Raw genomic sequence first — 19,964 nt, 5'->3', positions numbered from 1 at the left:
TCGAAGACTTCCTGTTCGGCTTCGCTTTGGTGACCGCGGTCCTGCTGCTCTGGGAACGGCAACGTGCGCGTCGGTGAAGCGGGCGCGGGCGACCTGTTCAGCGCCTTCGACGCTGGGGCCCCCGCCTACGACCAGCTGGTAGGCGCCAATCCCGGCTATCACAGCGCCTTGCACTTGTCCGCCCGGCGTATGCGAATCCCTGATCGCGGCAAGGGGTTACGGCTGTTGGATGCCGGGTGCGGCACCGGTGCATCGACTGCCGCACTGCTCGCCGTCGCCCCCGAGGCGCAGATCGTCGCGGTCGACGCCTCGCGAGGAATGCTGGAGGCAGCGCAAGCCAAAGACTGGCCCCCCTCCGTTCGGTTCGTTCACACCCCCATCGAAGATCTGGCCGAGCACGGCATCACCGGACCGTTCGATGCCATCCTGGCCGCCTACCTGGTGCGCAATCTGGCCGACCCGGACGCCCAGTTGCGGGAGTTCCGCAACCTGCTCCGACCCGGTGGCACATTGGCCGTGCACGAGTACTCGGTACGCGATTCGGCTGTGGCGACCCGGATTTGGCACGCCGTGTGCTGGGGCATCATCATCCCCGCGGGCTGGTGGCGCACCCGCGACGCCGGGCTCTACCGCTACTTGTGGCGCAGCGTGCTGGCTTTCGATGGCGCGGCTGCGTTCCGGCAACGCCTCACCGACGCCGGGTTCACCGGTGTGCACAGCGAAACCGTGCCCGGCTGGGAAGCCAACATCGTGCACACCTTCCTCGCGGACGCGCCACAATGACCGACCGCCGTCGTGAAACGATCGCTGCGCCAGACGGATTGCCGAACGCCGAGGCACTGTCTAAGCGTCCGCGGGCCATCGTCATCGGCGGCGGCATCGCCGGCTTGACCGCCGCCACCGGGCTGGCCGAACGCGGCGTGGCCGTCGAGGTCCTGGAACGCGAGCCCTACCTGGGCGGGCGAGTAGGCGGTTGGACCGAGCGACACGACGGTGTGGACCTCGCGATGAATCGCGGCTTCCACGCTTTCTTCCGGCAGTACTACAACCTGCGTACCCTGCTTCGGCGGTTCGACCCGCAACTGCGTGCGCTGACACCGGTCGACGACTACCCACTCATCGACGGCGCCGGCCGGCGCGACACCTTCCGGGGCTTGCCCCAGACACCACCGTGGAACGCGGTGGCGTTCGCCGCGCGCAGCCCCACGTTTCGGTTGCGCGACTTCACCCATATCGACGCGCGCGCGGCCGCCCCGTTGGCGGCGGTGTCGGTGCCGGACACCTATTTGCGCCTCGATCACGTGGACGCCGAGACGTTTCTCAAGAACATCCGGTTCCCCGAAGCAGCACGCCATCTCGCCTTCGAGGTGTTCTCCCGCAGCTTCTTCGCCGACCCAACGCAGTTGTCCGCCGCCGAGTTGGCCACCATGTTCCACATCTACTTCCTGGGCTCCAGTGAGGGCCTCATCTTCGATGTTCCGAACGCCAATTACGACACTGCGTTGTGGCGGCCGCTGCAACGCTACCTCGAGCAGCGCGGCGCGCGGTTCCAGTTGGGGGTCGAAGTACTGCGCATCGACTCGGACTCTGAAACCTTCAGCGTGCACACCGATTCCGGCGAGCAGAGCGAAGCCGACGCGGTGGTGCTGGCCACCGATGTGGGCGGCCTGCAACAAATCGTCGCGGCGTCGGCCGACCTGGCCGGTGATCAGTGGCGGGCCCAAATCGCCCGGATGCGCACCGCGCCACCGTTCGCCGTGCACCGGTTGTGGCTCGACCGACCCGTCGCGCCTGGGCGGCCACCATTCCTCGGCACCTCCGGACATGAACCCCTGGACAACATCAGCGTGCTCGACCGCTACGAGCACGAAGCGGCCGGCTGGGCCCGCGCCCACGGCGGCTCGGTGGTCGAGTTGCACTCCTACGCGCTTCAGTCGGCGCCATCCAGTGCCGCCGCCCTAGGGCAGTTGCATAGGATCTACCCGGAAACCATTGCCGCACAGATTATTTGTGAACGTGTCTTGGAGCGCCGCGATTGCCCGTTGTTTGCGCCCGGAACCTACTTCGACCGGCCCGCATTGGCCACGCCACACGCGGGTCTGGTGCTGGCCGGGGACGCCATCCGCATCGACCTGCCCGTCGCGCTCATGGAACGTGCCGCCACCACCGGCTGGGCGGCGGCCAACCGCCTGCTGACTCGGTGGGGCCTGGCCGGGCATCCGCTGCACACCGTACCGACGCGGGGCCGGTCGCGACCGCTGCGCTGGCTCGCCAATCGTGAAAGAACCACTGCCTGATGAGTATCCGCGACCAGCTGCGCCAGTTACGGCCCACTAATTGGCCCAAAGACTGGCCCATTCAGTCTCTTCCGCACATCGCCTGGGCCGAGCAGCGCCCGACGTACCGGGAAGCACAACCCGCCATCATCAACGCCGCGCTGGAACGGGCGCAGCGCCGGCCCACCGGGAACTGGTATGCCTTCGCCGCGAGTCGGGAGGTGCGCTGCAACCGGCCGTTCGGGACCCGTGTGGCCGGCGCGGAAATCGTCGCGTGGCGCGATCAAGAGCGCCGGCTACGCGTCGGTCCGCGCAGTTGCCCGCATCTGGGCGCGGATCTGGCCACCGGTGTCATCGAGTGCGGCGCGCTGGTGTGCCGGTGGCACGGGCTCGCGCTCGACGGAACGACGCGTGAGTTCGGCTGGAAACCGCTGCCCAGTTACGACGACGGCACTCTGGTGTGGGTGCGGCTGGACCGGGTGGGCGGCGAGGAGCCGTTGGCCGAGCCGGTGATCCCGATGCGGCCTAACGGCGACACGGTCGCCGCCGTCACCCGGTTGGTCGGCGTGTGTGAACCGTCGGACATCATCGCCAACCGGCTCGATCCCTGGCATGGGGCCTGGTTCCATCCCTATTCGTTCACCAGACTCGACGTGCTCACCACGCCGACCGAAGAGTCCGACCAATTTTTGGTCGCGGTGACCTTCCGACTCGGCCGGGTCGGTGTGCCAGTGATCGCCGAGTTCACCTGTCCGACCGCACGCACCATCGTTATGCGCATCGTGGAAGGTGAGGGAAGCGGCAGCGTCGTAGAAACCCACGCGACCCCAATGGGTTTGGGGCCCGACGGGCGGCCACGCACCGCGGTGTTGGAAGCCGTGATCGCGCATTCGGACCGCCCGGGCTTCAAGAAGGCCTTGCGAGTCGCACCGGCTATCTCACCGTTGATGCGCTACGCCGCGACCCGGTTGTGGCGCGACGACATTGCGTACGCGGAGCGTCGCTACGTGGTGCGCTCCGCCACCTGATCGGCCGCGGGCGAAGCGCTCGGTGCCGCCGCATAGGGCTGGGTCGCCTGGAGATGCCGCGCGGCGGACTTGCGTTGCCACAACCGCCACGCCACCACCAGCGCACCGACGGCACCCAGCACCGCGGTCGGATACAGGGCCAGTTGCGCCAGCCACAACCGCCGTTGCAGGCGCAACAGCTTCTGCTCGCCACGCACCACGCGCCGGGACGCCTCTTTCACCGTCACAGCGACGCATGTACCCGGGGACCGGAGGCGCAAAACGTCGACGGTGTGCCCATAAACATTAAGAAACTGAACAAATAGGTGGTGTGCAGGGTTCGACGGCCCGTGGCGGGGAACCCGACCACAGTGAGCGTTGAGCGGGGTGACAACCTTGGTGACAGGGACCAGTCCCTAGCGCGGCGTCCGGCGGGCGCCGACGACACCGCGGTGCAGGCGGCGGGCAAGGTGTCCGAGGCCCTGGAGACCGTTGAGCGTGCCCGCGGCCATTTGTACGCGTTCCACCAGCTGATGGGTCGGGCTGATCTGCAACTCGACGAGGCGGTCAGCACGCTCGCCGAGGGTGGACACAACGAACTGGCCGAGGTCATCTGCCGGGAACTGATCGGCCGCAACGTCCTGCCGGGGCGGTGGACCTTTCAGGTCGTCGAAGAGTATGACGACGGCTACTACCGGTGTTTCCGGGAGATCGAACGGCAGGTGCGTACCCAACTCACCGACGGACGCCGCCACGTTTTCGAAGCCGAGATGAAGCAACGTCGGCGTACCTCACGCCACGCGGCGCACACCGCCACACCCGAGGACACAACAAAGGAGTGAACATGTCCGACAAGGAATTCCACAAGGGCGACGAGGTCGAGTGGCAGAGCCACGGCAACACGGTCAAGGGCAAGGTCGAGGGCAAGATCACCTCGGAGACCGAGGCCGCCGGACGCAAGGTCAAGGCTTCCAAAGACGAACCGCAGTACAAAGTCCGCAGCGACAAGTCGGGCAAGGACGCGGTGCACAAGCCGAGCGCGCTGCGCCCCACCGACTGAGTGACCGCGAGGACTTCCCATGGCTGACGACGACGAGAGTACTTGGAAAGAATTCCGCGAGGTGGTCAACATGACCGCGCGCGAGCTGGAGAAATGGCTCGACACCGACGAGTCCAAAAGCGTCGGACAAAAGCAGGGCGGCAACGAGTCGACGGGTCACGCCAGCGGGCGCCGCATCGTCGACATCCTGCACGCCAAGCGAGCCGACTTGACCTCCGACGACTACGCCAACATGCGCAAGGTCGTCGGCTATGCCAAGCGGCACCTGGCGCAGCGTCCCAACGGCGACATCGCCGACAGCGCTTGGCGCTACTCGCTGATGAACTGGGGACACGACCCGCAAAAGTCATCAGCGTAGTCTCAAGACAGCAACGCCTGGTCGGTTCGCTTCGCCCGAACTTGCGGTGGCCGCTACGCTGTTCGGCGTATCGCTACAAAGGAATGCGGGTAAGTGAGCAAAGGCACAGCAGATCGGCGACTGGACCGCGCCGAACTCGAACAGCTGATGTCGGCCGACCTGCGAGCTCTTACCGCGCAATCTGACCGAATCGGTCGGCATTTCGCGCGCCGCCACGACGTGACCGGCAGCGACTTCCACGCGTTACTGCACATCATGGTCGCCGAAACGGCCGGACAGCCGTTGACCATGGCGCAGTTGCGCCAGCGGATGGACGTCTCCCCCGCGGCCATCACCTACCTGGTGGATCGAATGATCGAAGCCGGCCACATCCGGCGCGAGCCCGATCCCGTGGATCGACGGAAGTCGTTGCTGCGCTACGAGCAACCCGGCATGGCGTTGGCGCGGGCCTTCTTCACGCCGCTGGGCACCGAAGTCCGCTCGGCCATGGCCGACCTGCCCGACCGCGACCTGGTTGCCGCGCACCGCGTTTTCGCCGCCATGATCAGCGCGATGGCGACATTTGAAGCCAAACTCGCCGCCGAACAAGCCAAACCGCCAGCCGCACAGCGGGACCCGGCCTCGGGCCGGCGCCGCGCCAGCCGCTGATCCCGGCCTACCGCACCTGCGGCTGGGCTGCACAGCCGAGCAATCGCTGCTCGATCAGATCCGCTCCGCGTGCCACCCCACCGGTTGCGGCCAGACCTGCGGCCACTTTCCGGGCACCGTCTTTCATGGTGACCGCTTGGCGCACCCGGGCGCGAAGCCGTTGGGCGGTCAGTCGCTTGGGCGCCAGCCGGGTGCCGCACCTCGCCACCTGCACGCGTCGGGCCACTTCGGCCTGGTCGCGCGCGAACGGTACGACGCAGACGGGTACGCCGCGATCTAGGGCTTTGAGGGTGGTTCCCATCCCGCCATGCGTGATGGCGCACGCGGCGCGCTCGAGTATCGAAGCATGTGGGGCGAATTGGCGCACCGTCGCGTTCGGTGTCTTGGGCAAGCCATTCGGCACCCCGGCCGGAAAGGTCGCCACCACGTGAACGGGTTCATCGGCCAGCGCCACCAATGCGGTGTGCCCCAGCGCCGCATCGAACTGGCGGATGGACGAGGTGTTGACCAGCACCACGGGACGATCGATGGCCGTCACCCAATCCGGCGTGCTGACCGGTGCGGGCTCGAATACGCATGCGCCGATGTGGTGCACCAGATCTCCCCAGCCGGGGTGCGGGTACTCGAACGGCTCACCGCCGGCCGCCAGCAGCAGCGGGGCGCGCCGCATGAACTCATCCACCGATGCCACCGGCGACACCCCCAGCTCACCCCGGATCGCGTTGACGCGTGGCAACACCGGCCGGTCGAACAGATGCCACACGAACGGCCGCATCGACGCGTCCCGGATATCACCGACGACACCGGGCAGCGGCCGCAGCCCCGGCCCGAACGGCGGAACTCCCCGGGAACGCAGGTAGGGCGTAAACGGCGAAAACACCAACCACGGCACACCTTCCGCATCGGCCACCGACATGGCGCCCCAGCAGTTCGCGTCCACGATGACCACATCGGGGGTGACCGCGGCCATCGCCCGCCGCAGGTCGTCCACTTCCAGCGCCGCTCGCCGGCACAGCACGTCGATCGATAATTTCAACACTCCCAGCGCGTTTCGCGCTGTCCAGTCGTTTCCGAAGATAGCTTCGATCCGCGGGTCCACCGGCTCGGCATGCAGACCGGCCGAGCGCATTGCCGCGACCCCGTCCGACATGGTGCGAAAGTGCACCTCGTGGCCGCGCTGGGCGAGCTCACGCAGCAACGCCGCAAGGGGAAGCAGATGCCCGAGCGCGGGCGAACCATAAGCAAGTATCACAGCCACGTCGTGACCACCTAGACGCGGATGAGCTGGACGTCGCGTAACGCGCGCAGATCCGTGGCGCCGCAGCCATGCAGACACACCCGCAGTTCCTCGACGAACGGCTCAAGCCAGTCCAGCACTGCCCCAACGGATTCGATCGCCGCCGCCAGCAGCGGTCGGGCCACCGCCACGACATCAGCACCCAGGGCCAGCGCCTTGGCAGCGTCCATCCCGGTACGAATTCCGCCAGAGGCAACCAACGGCAGCTCGGGCAGCGCCGCACGCACCTCGGTGATGGCCTGCGCCGTGGGAATACCCCAGTCGGCCAGGTCGGGGTAACGCAGCTCCCCGTACCGGACGAACTGTTCGACACGTGACCATGAGGTGCCACCCGCACCTGCGACGTCGATTGCGGCAACGGGTAATTCGGCGCCGTGGGCGGTCAGGGCGGCGACTGCCGCGGCCCCGATGCCGTGCCCAACCTCCTTCAGCAGGATCGGGTAATCCAACGCGTCGGCCACCTCGCGCAGCCGGTCGATCGACCCGGAGAAGTCGGTGTCACCGTCGTGCTGCATCGCTTCTTGCAGCGGATTAGTATGCACTGCAAGAACATCGGCGCCGATTCGGTCCAACGCCTTGGCCACGTCGTCGACTGCGGCCTTCGTCACTTGGGACAGGCCGATGTTGCCGAACAGCAACACGTCCGGCGCAACCTCGCGGACGGTGAAACTGGCGGCGGCTTGCTCACCCAATGCGCTGTCCAACATGATGCGCTGGGAGCCGAGCATCATCCCGAGACCCAGCTGTTGGGCGGCCGCGGCCAGGTTGCGGTTGATGGTGCCCGACAATTCCGCTCCGCCGGTCATCGCACCGATGAGCAGCGGCACCTGTAATCGGCCACCCAGGAAGGAGGTGGACAAGTCGATGTCGTCGAGGTTGGTCTGCGTCAACGCGTTGTAGGGCAATGCATAGCGGTCCAGTCCCGTGCTGAGCCCGACATAGTTGACCTGCTCGGCAAGGCACACGTCGATGTGACGGCGCTTGCGCGTCGTCATCCGCCCGTGCTCGGCAGGTCGCTCGTCCACAAACTCCATACTGCCCGCTTTTCGATCATCCAGTCCTTCGGACTTCGTTCAATTGATTAATACTTAACTAACTGAAAGACTAGCGTGGTGCTGTGGGAGCGTCTCGCCGCCGGGGTAACCGGCCGACGGTCCTGGCTCATCGCGGTTGGCGTCGTGGTGCTCGCGTCGGCCTTCACGGCGCTGACCGGCGCTAATACCGCAGCCGGCCAGGCCCCGCAATCGGTCCCCACCGCCGCGGAGTCCGCGAAGGTCGACGAGTTGTCGCGGCAGTTCCCCGGTGGGAATCAGGCGCCGGTCATCGTGGTGGTCACCCGAGTCGACGGGGCGGCACTGACTCCCGCCGACATCGGCGCTGCCGATCAGACCCGCAATCGGATGCACGCCGTGGCCGCGGTCGGCGAGCCACCAGCGGGACCGGCGATGCCCTCCACCGACGGCAAAGCGGCCATCGGGTTGGTGCCGGTCGGCGCTGACTTGTCCGGCCTGCCGCTCAGCGACGCCGTCCACCACCTGCGCACCGCCGCTCACCATGACCTACCCGCCGCGCTTAAGGCACACGTCACCGGCGGACCGGCGTTCGGGGCCGACATCGCCAACGCGTTCACCAACGCCAACATCACCTTGCTGGTGGTGACCGCCTCGGTGGTGGCGTTGCTGCTGATCGTCACCTATCGCTCACCGGTGCTGTGGCTGGTGCCGCTGCTGGTGATCGCGTTCGCCGATCGGGTTGCTACGGCGGTGGGAACCGCCGTAGCAGGAGCGACAGGCTTGAGCTTCGACGGGTCCACCGCCGGCATCACCAGCGTCCTGGTGTTCGGCGCCGGCACCAACTACGCCCTGCTACTGATTTCGCGTTACCGGCAAGAACTTCGCCACCACGACGACCACCGCGCCGCGCTGCGTCGCGCGGTGCGGATGGCCGGGCCGGCGATCGTAGCCAGCAACGCGACAGTGGTACTGGCACTGCTGACCCTGCTCTTCGCCTCGACGCCGAGTACCCGCAGCCTGGGTGCGCTGGCGGCGTGCGGACTCCTGGTCGCGGCCGGTTCAGTGCTGGTGGTACTGCCGCCGCTGCTGGCGGTGTTCGGCCGAAGACTGTTCTGGCCGTTCGTCCCCCGCTCTGACCTAAACAGCCCGAACGACGACGACGGGTTCTGGCATGCAGTGGCGCAATCGGTCGCTCGTCGCCCGGCGCTGGTGGCGACGGTCACCGTCGCGGTGCTGGTGGCGTTGGCCGGTGGGCTCTTGGGCACGCGCATCGGGTTGTCCCAGACCGAGCAGTTCCGAGTCAAAGCCGATTCGGTCGCCGGTTACGATGTGGTCTCCCAGCACTTCCCGGCCGGCACGGTCAATCCGACGGTCGTCGTGGCCCCGGCATCGGCAGGGATGCCAGCGGCAATCAGCGCCACGCCCGGCGTCGTCGCGGTCACCGAGGCAGGTAAGTCAGCGACCGGTCTGACCAAGTGGTCGGTGGTAATCGACGCTGCACCGTCGTCCGAGCAGGCCTTCAAAACGATTGTCGCGCTGCGCCATTCGGTCAATACGGCCAGCGCCAATGCGATGGTGGGCGGTGCCGATGCGCAGGCGCTCGACGTGCGCGACGCCGCCGCGCATGACCGGCACCTGTTGATTCCGGTGATCCTGGCCGTCATCCTGGCGGTGTTGTATGTCCTGCTGCGCTCCGCGCTGGCACCACCGCTGCTGTTACTCGCCACCATCCTGGGCGCCTTGGCCGCGTTGGGACTGGGCGCGTGGGTCAGCTTGCACGCGTTCGGATTTCCCGCGTTGGACAACAGCACGCCGTTGTTCGCGTTCTTGTTCCTGGCCGCCCTCGGCGTGGACTACACCATCTTCTTGGTCACCCGCGCCCGCGAGGAGTCGGCGCAGCAGGGCGCTCGCAGCGGCATGATCCGTGCGGTGTCGGTCACCGGCGGCGTCATCACCAGCGCTGGGGTCGTTTTAGCTGCGGTCTTCTGGGTACTTGGGGTGTTACCCCTGATTGTGATGACCCAACTCGGCATCATCGTCGGCCTCGGTGTTTTGCTCGACACCTTCGTTGTGCGCACCCTCGTGATACCGGCGCTGTTCGCCCTGATCGGCGACCGCATCTGGTGGCCCGCCGCCCCTGCTCTGCAGTCCACCGCAGTCCAGACCGGAACGGAGACAACATGAACAAGTCGATTCTGGCCGCCACCAGTTTGGCCGTCGCCGCGGCGGCCGGTATCGGCAGCATCGCCAGCCCAGCACGCACCCCAGCGTGGTATGCACGCATCCGCAAACCGCCATACCAGCCCCCCGGCGTGGTCTTTCCACTGGTGTGGACGACGGTTTATACCGACATAGCGGGCACTTCGGCAGTAGCCATCGACCGCTTCAATACGGCGGCACAGCCGGACAAGTCGCGTGCGTACACCGCGGCGCTGGCCGCCAACCTGATCCTCAACGCCGGGTGGAGTTGGCTGTTCTTTCGCCAGCACAAACTCGGCGCCTCAGTACTTGGGGCCGCCGCGCTCACGGCCAGCAGTGCCGATCTGGCCCGGAGGGCGGCCGAGGCCGACCCGCGAGCCGGGCGGGCGCTGCTCCCCTATCCGTTGTGGTGTGGGTTCGCCACTGTGCTGTCCACCCACATCTGGCTGCTCAACCGTTAAGGCCGGATCTTGCCCGCACTGTTATGGTTTCGCCGCGACCTACGACTACACGACCAGCCGGCCCTGGCCGCCGCCGCCGAAAGCGAACAAGTCCTCGCCTGTTTCGTCCTGGACCCGCGCTTGGAAGCATCCTCCGGACCGCGGCGGCTGCAGTTTCTGGGCGATTCACTGCGCCGACTCAACGAAGACCTCAACGGCCGGCTCCTGGTCACACGCGGATTGCCCCAACAGCGAATCCCTGAACTGGTCAACGCCATCGGCGCGACGTCGGTGCACATCTCCGAGGACTTTGCGCCGTTCGGGCGTCGACGCGACGACCGGGTACGGCAGGCCCTGGGCTCGGTGCCGCTGGTGGCGACGGGATCGCCCTATCTGGTGTCACCCGGTCGGGTGACCAAGAGCGATGGCACGCCGTACAAGGTATTCACGTCGTTCTTCCACAGCTGGCGCGACACCGGCTGGCGACCGCCGGCGCACACCAGTGCGGCTTCAGCCAGCTGGATTGACCCCAGGGAAGTCCGCGTCGAACCTTGTGACATGCCGGATCCGGGTGTCCCCCTTGACTTGGCCGCCGGAGAGGCGGCGGCCCTCTCACAGTGGACGGCGTTCCTGGACGACGGGCTCAACCGCTATGCCGAGGACCGCAACCGGCCGGATCGGCACGGCACCAGTCGCATGTCGGCGCATCTGAAGTTCGGCACCATCCATCCTCGGACGATGGTCGATAACCTGGACATGCAGCGCAGCAGTGCTGGAAATTATCTGCGCGAGTTGGCGTTTCGCGACTTTTATGCCGCCGTGCTGTACCACTGGCCGGCCAGCGTATGGCGCAACTGGAACAGCGACTTCGACTTCATCGAAATGGATACCGGCGCCGAGGCGAAGCGTCGTTTCGAAGCCTGGAAGGCCGGGCAAACCGGATTTCCGTTGGTCGACGCCGGGATGCGGCAATTGCGTGAGATCGGGTTCATGCACAACCGGGTGCGGATGGTCGTCGCGTCGTTTTTGGTCAAAGACCTGCACCTGCCGTGGCAGTGGGGCGCCGAATGGTTTTTAGAGCAACTTGTCGACGGCGATATGGCCAACAACCAGCATGGCTGGCAATGGTGCGCGGGATCGGGTACTGATGCCGCCCCGTACTTCCGGGTGTTCAATCCGGCGAAGCAGGCAGAGAAGTTCGACCCGTCCGGGGATTACATTCGCCGCTGGGTCACCGAACTAAGCGACGTCGAGGACCCTCACTTGCTGAAAGGCCAACGACCACAAGGTTATCCGGAACCCATCGTCGATCACCGCGCCGAGCGCGCCGAAGCGCTACGTCGGTACAGCAGCATCGGCTGACCCACCCGTGCTGGCCAACCGTTCCGCTGACCGCGCCATCCAGCAAACATTTCGGCCGATTCACTATTCACGAAGCGCCTTGGCATGCAATCATCAGCCGACTCACAGTTGGTTAACGCCAGGGAGGCGAAATGGCTAGCTCGATCGGACGAACGTTAATGGTGGCAAGTGCGGCCGCGGGCCTGGTGGCCGGCGTCGGCGCCTGCTCGTTCTCGATCGGCAAGTCCTCCGCGCACGCGGTCAGCAAAAACGATGTGGCCGGCCAGATCACGGCCAAGATGACCGACGCTGCCGGCAATAAGCCGGAGTCGGTGAACTGCCCCGGTGACCTGCCGGCCAAGGTCGGCGCGCAGCTCAACTGCGAGATGAAGGTCAAGGAGGCCACCTACAACGTCAACGTCACGGTCACCAGCGTCGACGGCAAAGACGTCAAATTCGACATGGTGGAGACCGTCGACAAAGACCAGGTGGCTCGCATCATCAGCGACAAGCTCTACCAGCAGGTGGGCCAGCGCCCTGACGCGGTGACCTGCCCGGACAACCTCAAGGGGCTTCAGGGCGCGACGCTGCGCTGCCAGCTGACCGACGGCACCCAGAAGTACGGGGTCAACGTGACGGTCACCGCCGTCGACGCGGGCGACGTCAACTTCGACTTCAAGGTCGACGACCATCCCGAACCGAGCTAGCGGCTAGTGCGCTGCCTTCTTGCGCTCGATATCGGCTAGGGCCGCAGCCAGTTCCGCGCGCTGAGCCGCCGACGTCTCCCAGGACAGCTGCCGGTTCTTGACCACCTTGGCCGGTGCGCCGACCGCGATCGAGAAGTCCGGCACGACGCCGCGCACCACCGCGTGCGATCCGAGCACACAACCGCGACCGATCGAGGTCCCGCGCAGCACGGTCACTTTCACGCCGACCCACGTGTCCGGGCCGATTCGCACCGGACTCTTGATGATGCCCTGGTCTTTGATCGGCAGCGTGATGTCGTCCATCCGATGGTCGAAGTCGCAGATGTAGCACCAGTCGGCCATCAGCACCGACTCGCCGAGCTCAATGTCCAGGTAGCAGTTGATGACGTTGTCGCGCCCGAGCACCACCTTGTCGCCGAACCGCAGCGAGCCTTCGTGGGCCCGGATGGTGTTCTTGTCCCCGATGTGCACCCAGCGACCGATCTCGAGCTGCGCCAGTTCCGGCGTGGCGTGAATCTCCACATCTTTGCCGAGGAACACCATGCCGCGGGTGATGATGTGCGGGTTGGCCAGCTTGAACTTCAGCAGCCGCCAGTAGCGGACCAGGTACCACGGGGTGTACGCACGGTTGCGCAACACCCATTTCAGGGATGCCAGGGTGAGGAATTGGGCTTGGCGCGGGTCCCGCAGCCGCGAGCCACGCCAACGGCGATGCAGCGGTGCACCCCACATGCTCGTCATGGCCGAAAAGCCTAACCGCATGCCGAAGCGCGGCGGAATCGCGGGCGCAGCAGCCGGGCAATCGGCTGCCGAGAAGGCGCCGCGGGTTACCCTCACCTGTACTCGATCGCTGCCCAGGGGTGAACGCCCGCGGAAGGATTTGGGAAACCGAGGTGCTTGCCCGACGTCTCCTGGTGGCCGTGGTCGCCGCTGCGCTCACGATTGCCCTCGGCGGGTGCGGCAATACCGACTCGTGGGTGCAGGCGGCGCCCGCGACGGGCTGGTCGGCCCCATATGGCGACGCCGCCAACAGCAGCTACACCCCCACTGACGGCGCTACCAAGCTGACACTGGCGTGGACCCGCTCGGTCAAGGGCAGTTTGGCGGCCGCGCCGGCGCTGACCCCGCGGGGCTATCTGGCCATCAACGCGCAAACCCCCGCCGGTTGTTCGCTGATGGAGTGGGAGAACGACAACAGCGGCCGACAGCGTTGGTGTCTGCGGCTGGCGCAGGGCGGCGGCTTCGCCGGAGCGCTGTTCGACCGCTTCGACAACCTCTACGTCGGTGAGCCGGGGGCGATGATCGCCTTCCCGGTCACCCAATGGACCCGCTGGCGCGCGCCGGTGATCGGCATGCCGTTGACCCCGCGGTTTCTCGGTGACGGCACGTTGCTGATCACCACCCACCTCGGACAGGTCCTCGCGTTCGACGCGCACCGCGGCGAGGTGGTCGGCAGTCCGCTGGACCTGGTGGACGGCGTCGACCCCGGCGACCCCTCTCGCGGTTTGCCCGACTGCGCGCCGGCCCGGCCCGGCTGCCCCGTCGCGGCGGCCCCGGCGTATTCGCCGGCCAGCCAGACGGTGGTGCTCAGCGTCTGGCAGCCGACCGCGCCTGGCGCGACACTGGTCGGGCTGAAATACCACCCCGGCCAGGACCCTCTGCTGTCGCGGGAGTGGACCAGCGACGCCGTCAGCGCGGGCGTCATCGCCAGCCCGGTGCTGTCCGCCGACGGGCAGACGATCTACGTCAGCGGTCGCGACCAGCGGTTATGGGCGCTGCGGGCGGCCGACGGGAAAGTGAAGTGGTCGGTCCCGTTGGGCTTTTTCGCCCAGACCCCGCCGGCGGTCACGCCGCAGGGCCTGGTCGTAGCCGGTGGCGGCCCCGACACCCGGCTGGCGGCGTTCCGGGACGCCGGTGATCACGCCGACCAAGCCTGGCGCCGCGAGGATGTCACACCGCTGACGACGTCGAGCCTGGCCGGTGGCGGCGTCGGCTACAGCGTGGTCGGGGGCCCCGCCCGAGACGGCGGTGCGGGCATGTCGCTGCTGGCGTTCAACCCGGCCAACGGTCAGACCCTGAACAGCTACCCGTTGCCCGCGGCCACCGGATATCCCGTCGGGGTCTCGGTCGGCACCGACCGCCGGGTGGTGACCGCCACCAGCGACGGCCAGGTGTACAGCTTCGCCCCGGCTTAGCGGCTAGATCGCCAGCGGCGGGATGGCGCTGCGCGGCACCTGCGCCTGGGTGGCGCCGGCGAACGACGGCAGCAGCTCGCCCTGAGCGAAGTAGAAGATCAGCTCGTCGTCGGTGATGGCGAAGTTCTGGTAATGCGTCGAGTCGAGGCCCGACGACGGCAGGATCGCCGCGCCGAATCCGGTCTGGCGTTCCAGGTCGCGCTGCACCACCGGGAAGATGGCGTCCAGCGCGTTGGTCCCCGGCGCGAACAGCGTGTCGAAGGTGATGGGCTGCTTGGTGCCGAGGTTGTAGTTGAAGGCCTTGTACCAGGTGGACGGGTGCGCGCCGCCCAGGTCCTGGAACATCTTGAGCACGACGCTGCGGGTGTTGTGCGGCGGCTGGCCGGCGCTGCGTTGCTCGGTGGTGGCCTCCAGCTGATAGGGCTGGTCGCGGCGCCCGGACCCCTGCGCCACGTTGATGAACCCGTCGCGGTTTTGCGTGATGTAGTCGGTGAGCGCCTGCTGGTCGGGGTAGTCGACCGGGAAATTCATGTCCAGGGTGTAGGTCGGCGCCGTGGCGTGCAGATGGCACATCTGACCGGCGTCCACCGAACCGCCCAGGCTGGCGCACGACGGCGGCGCGGCCGCCGCGGGCCAACCGGTCACGACCGCGACCGTCAGCGCGGCGGCCGCTATGAGATAACGCATTGTTCGAACTGTCCTCGCAGACGACAAGGGCTGTAGCGCCACATAAGGTAATCGCCGTCAGCGTACCCAAGCGTTACCAAGTGGCCGAGCAAACGTACGCCTTCGCGGTACCGGCGGTACCGGAGCCGATGCGCGCGATCACCACCGACAGGGCTCGGCTGCCGCGCAGCCGCAGCCGCCGGCGCAGCGCGTCCGGGTCAACCCCGACCCCGCGGACCAAGATCTCCAGCGTCCCGCAGTCCATGGCCGTCAGCGTCTGACGCAGCCGGCGCTCGTCGAACGCGAGTTGGTCGAGCACCTCGAAGCCCCGCTCCCCAGGCGGCAAGCGGTCACCGGACAGGTAGGCGATGTCGGGATCGAGCTGCCACACCCCGTGCCGGGCGGCGTAATGGCGCACCAGACCGGCCCGCACCACGGCACCGTCGGGGTCGACGATCCAACGCCCGGCGGGGCGGACCGGGCAGTCGTCGGGCTCGCGGTCGGTGATCTGCTCTTGGCGGTCGAGGATGCTGGCGCGCCGCCGCACCCCCGGCTCGGCCAGGCCGCCGGTCCACAGGCACGCTTCGCGCACCGACCCGCGGTAGGACGTCACCTCGATCTCCCCTTCGAAACCGAGTTCGCCGACTTGAGCAAAATCGATTCCGGGAGAACACTTTACGGCTAGATCACGCCCTCGGTAGGTGTCCAGCAACGGGCCGAGCGCGGGCTGGTAATCGGCCGGGCGGAAATGGCGGCGCCCCTGGCTGCGCCGCGCCGGGTCGACGACGACGACCGCCTCGCGGGTCACCGGGTGCAAGGCGTCGGCGCGGCACAGGACGACGCCGCCACCCAGGTTGTGGCGGGCCATCGCCAGCCGCACCGGGTCGAGGTCGCTTCCCACGGCTTGGGCCGCCGGGCCGCGCAAGGCGGCCAGTTCGGTGCCGATGGAACAAGTGGCGTCATGGACGACCCGACCGGCCAACCGGGCGGCCCGGTGGTGGGCCACTTCGGCCACCGTGGCCTGCTGCACCGCCTCGTCGGTGAACAACCAGCCCGAGACGTCGCCGAGCCCGCCGAGTTTGACCGCGGCGCGCCGGCGCAGCAGCGTCGTCTCCACCAGAATCGGCGCGCGGTCACCGAAGCGGGCCCGCACGGCCGCGGTGTCGCCGATGCGGGTGGCGTCGGTCAGCTCGAGAGCCGCAACCTGGTGTAGGGCCTCGGCGCCCGACTCCGAGCGCAGGTAGGTGACGTCGTCGACGGTGAAGCTGACGCTCAGGAGGGTTTGACCCCGGTCACCATCACGTTGTAGAACCAGCCCTTGGGTGCGACGTGCCGCCAGATGTTGGCGTCCACCCAGCTCAGCGCCTTCCAGCCGTTGAATGCGAACTTCGCCCAGCCCCAACCCAGTCGCCCCGGCGGCACCGAGGCTTCGAAGGTGCGCACCGGCCAACCGAACATCGCGGCGGTGAACTCTTCGCTGGCCGTCTCGACCTGGACCGCGCCGGCGTTGGTGGCCATCCGCTCCAGGTCCTGCGGGCTGAAGGTGTGCAGGTCGACGACGGCTTCCAGCGCCGCGGCGCGCGAGGATTCGTCGAGTTCCTCCTGCGGGCGCCGCCAGCCGCCCAGACCGGGCAATTTGGTCACATTGGTGGCGACGCGCCAGGTCAGCGTGGACAACGTGCGGGCGTATTCGTTGCCCACGTTGGTCGGTTCACCGGCGAAGACGAATCGACCGCCCGGCTTGAGCACCCGGATCACCTCACGCAGGGACAACTCCACGTCGGGGATGTGGTGCAGCACGGCGTGGCCGACCACCAGGTCGAAAGTGTTGTCCTCGTAAGGGATTCCTTCGGCGTCGGCCACTCGGCCGTCGATGTCCAGCCCCAGCGACTGCCCGTTGCGGGTGGCGACCTTCACCATGCCGGGCGACAGGTCGGTGACCGAACCGCGGCGAGCGACCCCGGCCTGGATCAAGTTGAGCAAGAAGAACCCGGTGCCGCAGCCCAATTCCAGGGCGCGGTCGTAGGGAAGTTCCCGGATGACCTCGTCGGGCACGATCGCGTCGAAGCGCCCGCGGGCGTAGTCGACGCAGCGCTGGTCATAGGAGATGGACCACTTCTCGTCGTAATTTTCGGCTTCCCAGTCGTGGTAGAGCACCTGGGCCAGCTTGCTGTCCTGGCGGGCGGCTTCGACCTGCTCGGCGGTCGCGTGCGGGTTGGGAGCGGCGTCGGTCGAACTCGTCGTCATGCAGGGCAGCCTAACCGCCGTCGCCGCCGCCCTGCTGGCCACCACCGTGACCAGCGGCGAAGACTTCGACGTAGCGGCGCCCTTCGGCGGCGATCCGCTCGGCCGGTCCCAGATCCAGGACGTCGTTGATGCCGGCCTTGGCCGCGGCCAGGGCCGGCGCGGGGCCGTCCAGAAACCGCCGCGCCCACTGCGCCGCGGCGTCGTAGACGTCGTCGGGGGCGACCATGTCGTCGATCAGGCCGAGGGTCAGCGCCTCCTCGGCGTCGAAGAAGCGTCCGCTGAATACCAGTTCCTTGGCCCGGCTGGGGCCGGCGACCTGGGTCAGCCGGGCCATGCCTCCGCCGCCGGGCACCAGTCCCGCCAAGATTTCGGTAGCGCCGAATTTCACGTTGTCGCCGCTGACCCGCCAATCGGCCGCCAGCGCCAGCGTCAACCCGGCGCCCAACGCATATCCGGTGATGGCGGCGACGGTCGGTTTCGGGATCGCCGCCACGGCGTCGATGGCTTCGCGGCGCACCCGCGCGGCGGTGGCGGCCTCAGCCGGGGTCAGGGTCCGCAGTTCGGGCATGTCGTCTCCGGCGGAGAAGATCTCATGGCCGCCGAACAGGATGACGACCGCGACGTCGTCGCGGCGGCCCAGCTCGGCGGCCGCGGCGGTGATCTCCCGGTAGACCTGACGGGTCAACGCGTTGGTGGGCGGGCGCGACAGCAGCAGCATTGCCAGCCCGGCGTCCTGGGTGCCGTCGCTGACCACGACGTGCACGAACTCGTTCAAAGGGGCCACCCCATAAAGCCGCCCGCTTTGCGCGCCGCGTGATAGCGGTCGGAATCGAAGAACTCGAAAACCCAATTGTCGCCGCGCTTTTCCAGGTTGGGCTGCACCGGCACGATCTGGCGCTCGACGGCCAGTACCTCGGCTACTGTGCGGCCGGCCAGCGAGTCGAGCTGGGTCCAGGTCGGCGGCAACAGTACGTTGCGGCCGGCCTCGAAGTCGGCGATGGCGTCCTGAGGCAGCGCCCATCCGGCCCGGTCGGATTCGGTGTTCTCGCCGTCGGCGCGTTGTCCCTCGGGGAGGGCGGCGACGAAGAAGTAGGTGTCGTAGCGGCGGGTGCGTTCAGCCTCGGGCGTGACCCAGTTCGCCCACGGCCGCAGCAGATCCGAGCGCAACACCAGGTTCTCCCGCCGCAGGAAGTCGGCGAAGGAAAGCGTCCGATCGGCGAGCGCGCTGCGGGCGTCGCCGTAGACCGACGCGTCTTTGACGATGCCGTCCGGGTCGTCGGCGGGGCCGGCGAACAGCACGCCGGATTCCTCGAAGGTTTCGCGCGCGGCGGCACAGACCAGCGCCTCGGCCAGGTCGGGTTCGATACCGAAGCGCTGCGCCCACCACTGCGGCGACGGTCCGGCCCAGGCGATATCGGCGTTGCGGTCGCGGTCGTCGACGCCGCCGCCGGGAAACACGATCACCCCGGGCGCGAACTCCATGGCCGAGTGCCGACGCATGAGAAAGATGTGCAAGCCGTCGGCGGTGTCACGCACCAGCATCACGGTCGCCGCGGGCCGAGGGGTGAGCGGCACGTGCGGTTCGTTCATGACTGCCTCCGGTGAGCTGCTCGGGTGCGCACCCGGCGGGCGAAGTAGCGCCCGTCCACAACGTCGAGCGCGATGCGCTGCCCGAACGCCGCCGACAGGTTCTCGGCCGTCAACACCTCGGGCAGCAACCCCGATGCCACGACCTGCGCCTCCGACAGCAGCAGGCAGTGGCTGAACCCGGGCGGGACTTCCTCTACGTGGTGGGTGACCAGGACCAGAGCCGGCGCGTCGGGGTCGGCGGCCAGGTCGGCCAGCCGGGCGACCAGTTCTTCTCGGCCGCCCAGGTCCAAACCGGCGGCGGGTTCGTCGAGCAGCAGCAGTTCGGGGTCGGTCATCAGCGCGCGGGCGATCAACACCCGCTTGCGCTCGCCTTCGGACAGGGTGCCGTAGGTGCGTTCGGCCAGATGCTCGGCGCCCAGGCTTTCCAGCATGTCGACAGCGCGCTGGTAGTCGATGTCTTCGTACCGTTCCCGCCACCGGCCCAGCACCGAATAACCGGCCGACACCACCAGGTCGCGCACCACTTCGTCGCTGGGCACCCGCTGTGCCAGCGACGACGAGCTCAATCCGATTCGGGCCCGTAGCTCCGAGACGTCGACCCGGCCCAGCCGCTCCCCCAGGACGAACGCCACGCCGGTGGTCGGATGCTCGGAGGCGGCGGCGATGCGCAGCAGCGACGTCTTGCCCGCGCCGTTGGGGCCGATGATCACCCAGCGTTCGTCGAGTTCGACAGCCCAATCCAGCGGCCCGACCAGTACGCGGCCGTTGCGGCGCAGCGAGACGTTCCGGAAGTCGATCAGCAGGTCGGGGTCGGCCTCGTATTCGCCGTTCTCGGGCACCCGACCATCGTGCCGTACCGGGGCATGGGAAAGGCTGCCGGGTCACCACCCCCGCGAGCAGACGCAAAGTCGCACGAAATC

22 protein-coding genes and 1 pseudogene are annotated in these 19,964 nt (G+C 67.7%); 13 read left to right on the top strand and 10 right to left on the bottom strand.

Going from position 1 to position 19,964, the window contains the following annotated elements; all coding sequences use genetic code 11:
* The 4 genes and pseudogenes from A9W95_RS26980 to A9W95_RS20970 all read left to right on the top strand — a co-directional run.
* Window positions 1–77 (top strand): annotated as a pseudogene (locus A9W95_RS26980) (lycopene cyclase domain-containing protein); the annotation flags it as partial.
* Window positions 64–783, top strand: coding sequence for a class I SAM-dependent methyltransferase (locus A9W95_RS20980; RefSeq protein WP_067417216.1), 720 nt, complete (start codon window positions 64–66; stop codon window positions 781–783). The pseudogene A9W95_RS26980 and the gene A9W95_RS20980, both read left to right, overlap by 14 nt.
* Window positions 780–2,297 carry an NAD(P)/FAD-dependent oxidoreductase gene (locus tag A9W95_RS20975; protein ID WP_067417213.1) on the top strand — a complete coding sequence of 506 codons (1,518 nt, stop codon included), beginning with the start codon at window positions 780–782 and terminating at the stop codon, window positions 2,295–2,297. Before A9W95_RS20980 ends, A9W95_RS20975 begins: the two co-directional genes overlap by 4 nt.
* Window positions 2,297–3,304, top strand: a complete 1,008-nt coding sequence (locus tag A9W95_RS20970) for a DUF5914 domain-containing protein (protein ID WP_067417211.1) — start codon at window positions 2,297–2,299, stop codon at window positions 3,302–3,304. The genes A9W95_RS20975 and A9W95_RS20970 overlap by 1 nt, the downstream gene beginning before the upstream one ends.
* Here the strand turns inward: A9W95_RS20970 and A9W95_RS20965 are convergent.
* Complete coding sequence (locus tag A9W95_RS20965; RefSeq protein WP_067417209.1) at window positions 3,280–3,531, bottom strand: hypothetical protein; 252 nt, start codon at window positions 3,529–3,531, stop codon at window positions 3,280–3,282. The two genes, A9W95_RS20970 and A9W95_RS20965, sit on opposite strands and share 25 nt — an antisense overlap.
* 204 nt (window positions 3,532–3,735) lie before the next feature.
* On the opposite strand from A9W95_RS20965, the gene A9W95_RS20960 reads away from it, so the two are divergent.
* The 4 genes from A9W95_RS20960 (at window position 3,736) to A9W95_RS20945 (ending at window position 5,349) form a co-directional block, all read left to right on the top strand.
* The gene (locus A9W95_RS20960; protein WP_067417242.1) at window positions 3,736–4,125 is read left to right on the top strand and encodes a hypothetical protein; all 390 of its coding nucleotides are present in this window, start codon (window positions 3,736–3,738) and stop codon (window positions 4,123–4,125) included.
* A gap of 2 nt (window positions 4,126–4,127) precedes the next feature.
* Window positions 4,128–4,343, top strand: coding sequence for a DUF2945 domain-containing protein (locus A9W95_RS20955; protein ID WP_067417206.1), 216 nt, complete (start codon window positions 4,128–4,130; stop codon window positions 4,341–4,343).
* Window positions 4,344–4,362: 19 nt separating this feature from the next.
* On the top strand, window positions 4,363–4,701 hold the full coding sequence (locus A9W95_RS20950) for a DUF3140 domain-containing protein (RefSeq protein ID WP_067417204.1): 339 nt from the start codon (window positions 4,363–4,365) through the stop codon (window positions 4,699–4,701).
* A gap of 147 nt (window positions 4,702–4,848) precedes the next feature.
* Window positions 4,849–5,349 (top strand): MarR family winged helix-turn-helix transcriptional regulator, encoded by a 501-nt coding sequence (locus A9W95_RS20945; RefSeq protein ID WP_067417239.1) that lies wholly within the window; start codon window positions 4,849–4,851, stop codon window positions 5,347–5,349.
* Window positions 5,350–5,356: 7 nt separating this feature from the next.
* Here A9W95_RS20945 and A9W95_RS20940 read toward each other — a convergent pair whose 3' ends face one another.
* On the bottom strand, window positions 5,357–6,607 hold the full coding sequence (locus A9W95_RS20940) for a glycosyltransferase (protein ID WP_067417201.1): 1,251 nt from the start codon (window positions 6,605–6,607) through the stop codon (window positions 5,357–5,359).
* An 11-nt stretch (window positions 6,608–6,618) separates the two neighbouring features.
* Complete coding sequence (fni, locus tag A9W95_RS20935) at window positions 6,619–7,641, bottom strand: type 2 isopentenyl-diphosphate Delta-isomerase (protein WP_172826676.1); 1,023 nt, start codon at window positions 7,639–7,641, stop codon at window positions 6,619–6,621.
* A gap of 117 nt (window positions 7,642–7,758) precedes the next feature.
* Here fni and A9W95_RS20930 point away from each other — a divergent pair, with 117 nt between their 5' ends.
* From A9W95_RS20930 to A9W95_RS20915, 4 genes are all read left to right on the top strand, one after another.
* Window positions 7,759–9,843, top strand: coding sequence for an MMPL family transporter (locus tag A9W95_RS20930; protein ID WP_067417235.1), 2,085 nt, complete (start codon window positions 7,759–7,761; stop codon window positions 9,841–9,843).
* Complete coding sequence (locus tag A9W95_RS20925) at window positions 9,840–10,319, top strand: TspO/MBR family protein (protein ID WP_067417195.1); 480 nt, start codon at window positions 9,840–9,842, stop codon at window positions 10,317–10,319. The genes A9W95_RS20930 and A9W95_RS20925 overlap by 4 nt, the downstream gene beginning before the upstream one ends.
* Window positions 10,320–10,328: 9 nt before the next feature.
* Window positions 10,329–11,660, top strand: a complete 1,332-nt coding sequence (locus A9W95_RS20920; protein ID WP_067417193.1) for a deoxyribodipyrimidine photo-lyase — start codon at window positions 10,329–10,331, stop codon at window positions 11,658–11,660.
* A 131-nt stretch (window positions 11,661–11,791) separates the two neighbouring features.
* Complete coding sequence (locus tag A9W95_RS20915; RefSeq protein ID WP_067417190.1) at window positions 11,792–12,346, top strand: DUF4333 domain-containing protein; 555 nt, start codon at window positions 11,792–11,794, stop codon at window positions 12,344–12,346.
* Between the two features lie 3 nt (window positions 12,347–12,349).
* Here A9W95_RS20915 and A9W95_RS20910 read toward each other — a convergent pair whose 3' ends face one another.
* Window positions 12,350–13,087, bottom strand: a complete 738-nt coding sequence (locus A9W95_RS20910) for an acyltransferase (protein WP_067417189.1) — start codon at window positions 13,085–13,087, stop codon at window positions 12,350–12,352.
* Between the two features lie 152 nt (window positions 13,088–13,239).
* Here A9W95_RS20910 and A9W95_RS20905 point away from each other — a divergent pair, with 152 nt between their 5' ends.
* Window positions 13,240–14,541, top strand: a complete 1,302-nt coding sequence (locus A9W95_RS20905) for a PQQ-binding-like beta-propeller repeat protein (protein WP_067417232.1) — start codon at window positions 13,240–13,242, stop codon at window positions 14,539–14,541.
* Window positions 14,542–14,544: 3 nt separating this feature from the next.
* Here A9W95_RS20905 and A9W95_RS20900 read toward each other — a convergent pair whose 3' ends face one another.
* The 6 genes from A9W95_RS20900 to A9W95_RS20875 form a co-directional block, all read right to left on the bottom strand.
* Entirely contained in the window at window positions 14,545–15,228 is a 684-nt protein-coding gene (locus tag A9W95_RS20900; protein WP_067417185.1) for an esterase, read from the bottom strand.
* A 73-nt stretch (window positions 15,229–15,301) separates the two neighbouring features.
* The gene (locus A9W95_RS20895) at window positions 15,302–16,522 is read right to left on the bottom strand and encodes a class I SAM-dependent methyltransferase (protein ID WP_082983239.1); all 1,221 of its coding nucleotides are present in this window, start codon (window positions 16,520–16,522) and stop codon (window positions 15,302–15,304) included.
* Entirely contained in the window at window positions 16,480–17,454 is a 975-nt protein-coding gene (locus tag A9W95_RS20890; RefSeq protein ID WP_067417224.1) for a class I SAM-dependent methyltransferase, read from the bottom strand. Before A9W95_RS20890 ends, A9W95_RS20895 begins: the two co-directional genes overlap by 43 nt.
* 10 nt (window positions 17,455–17,464) lie before the next feature.
* Entirely contained in the window at window positions 17,465–18,229 is a 765-nt protein-coding gene (locus A9W95_RS20885; protein WP_067417226.1) for an enoyl-CoA hydratase, read from the bottom strand.
* The gene (locus tag A9W95_RS20880; RefSeq protein ID WP_067417183.1) at window positions 18,226–19,044 is read right to left on the bottom strand and encodes an NUDIX hydrolase; all 819 of its coding nucleotides are present in this window, start codon (window positions 19,042–19,044) and stop codon (window positions 18,226–18,228) included. The genes A9W95_RS20885 and A9W95_RS20880 overlap by 4 nt, the downstream gene beginning before the upstream one ends.
* The gene (locus A9W95_RS20875; protein WP_067417180.1) at window positions 19,041–19,883 is read right to left on the bottom strand and encodes an ABC transporter ATP-binding protein; all 843 of its coding nucleotides are present in this window, start codon (window positions 19,881–19,883) and stop codon (window positions 19,041–19,043) included. Before A9W95_RS20875 ends, A9W95_RS20880 begins: the two co-directional genes overlap by 4 nt.
* Window positions 19,884–19,964 lie beyond the last annotated feature (81 nt).

It is taken from the genome of Mycobacterium sp. 1423905.2 (assembly GCF_001673155.1).
Taxonomy (GTDB): domain Bacteria; phylum Actinomycetota; class Actinomycetes; order Mycobacteriales; family Mycobacteriaceae; genus Mycobacterium.
Note: the sequence above shows the minus strand (reverse complement) of the source record. Positions and strands in the feature narration are given on the sequence as shown.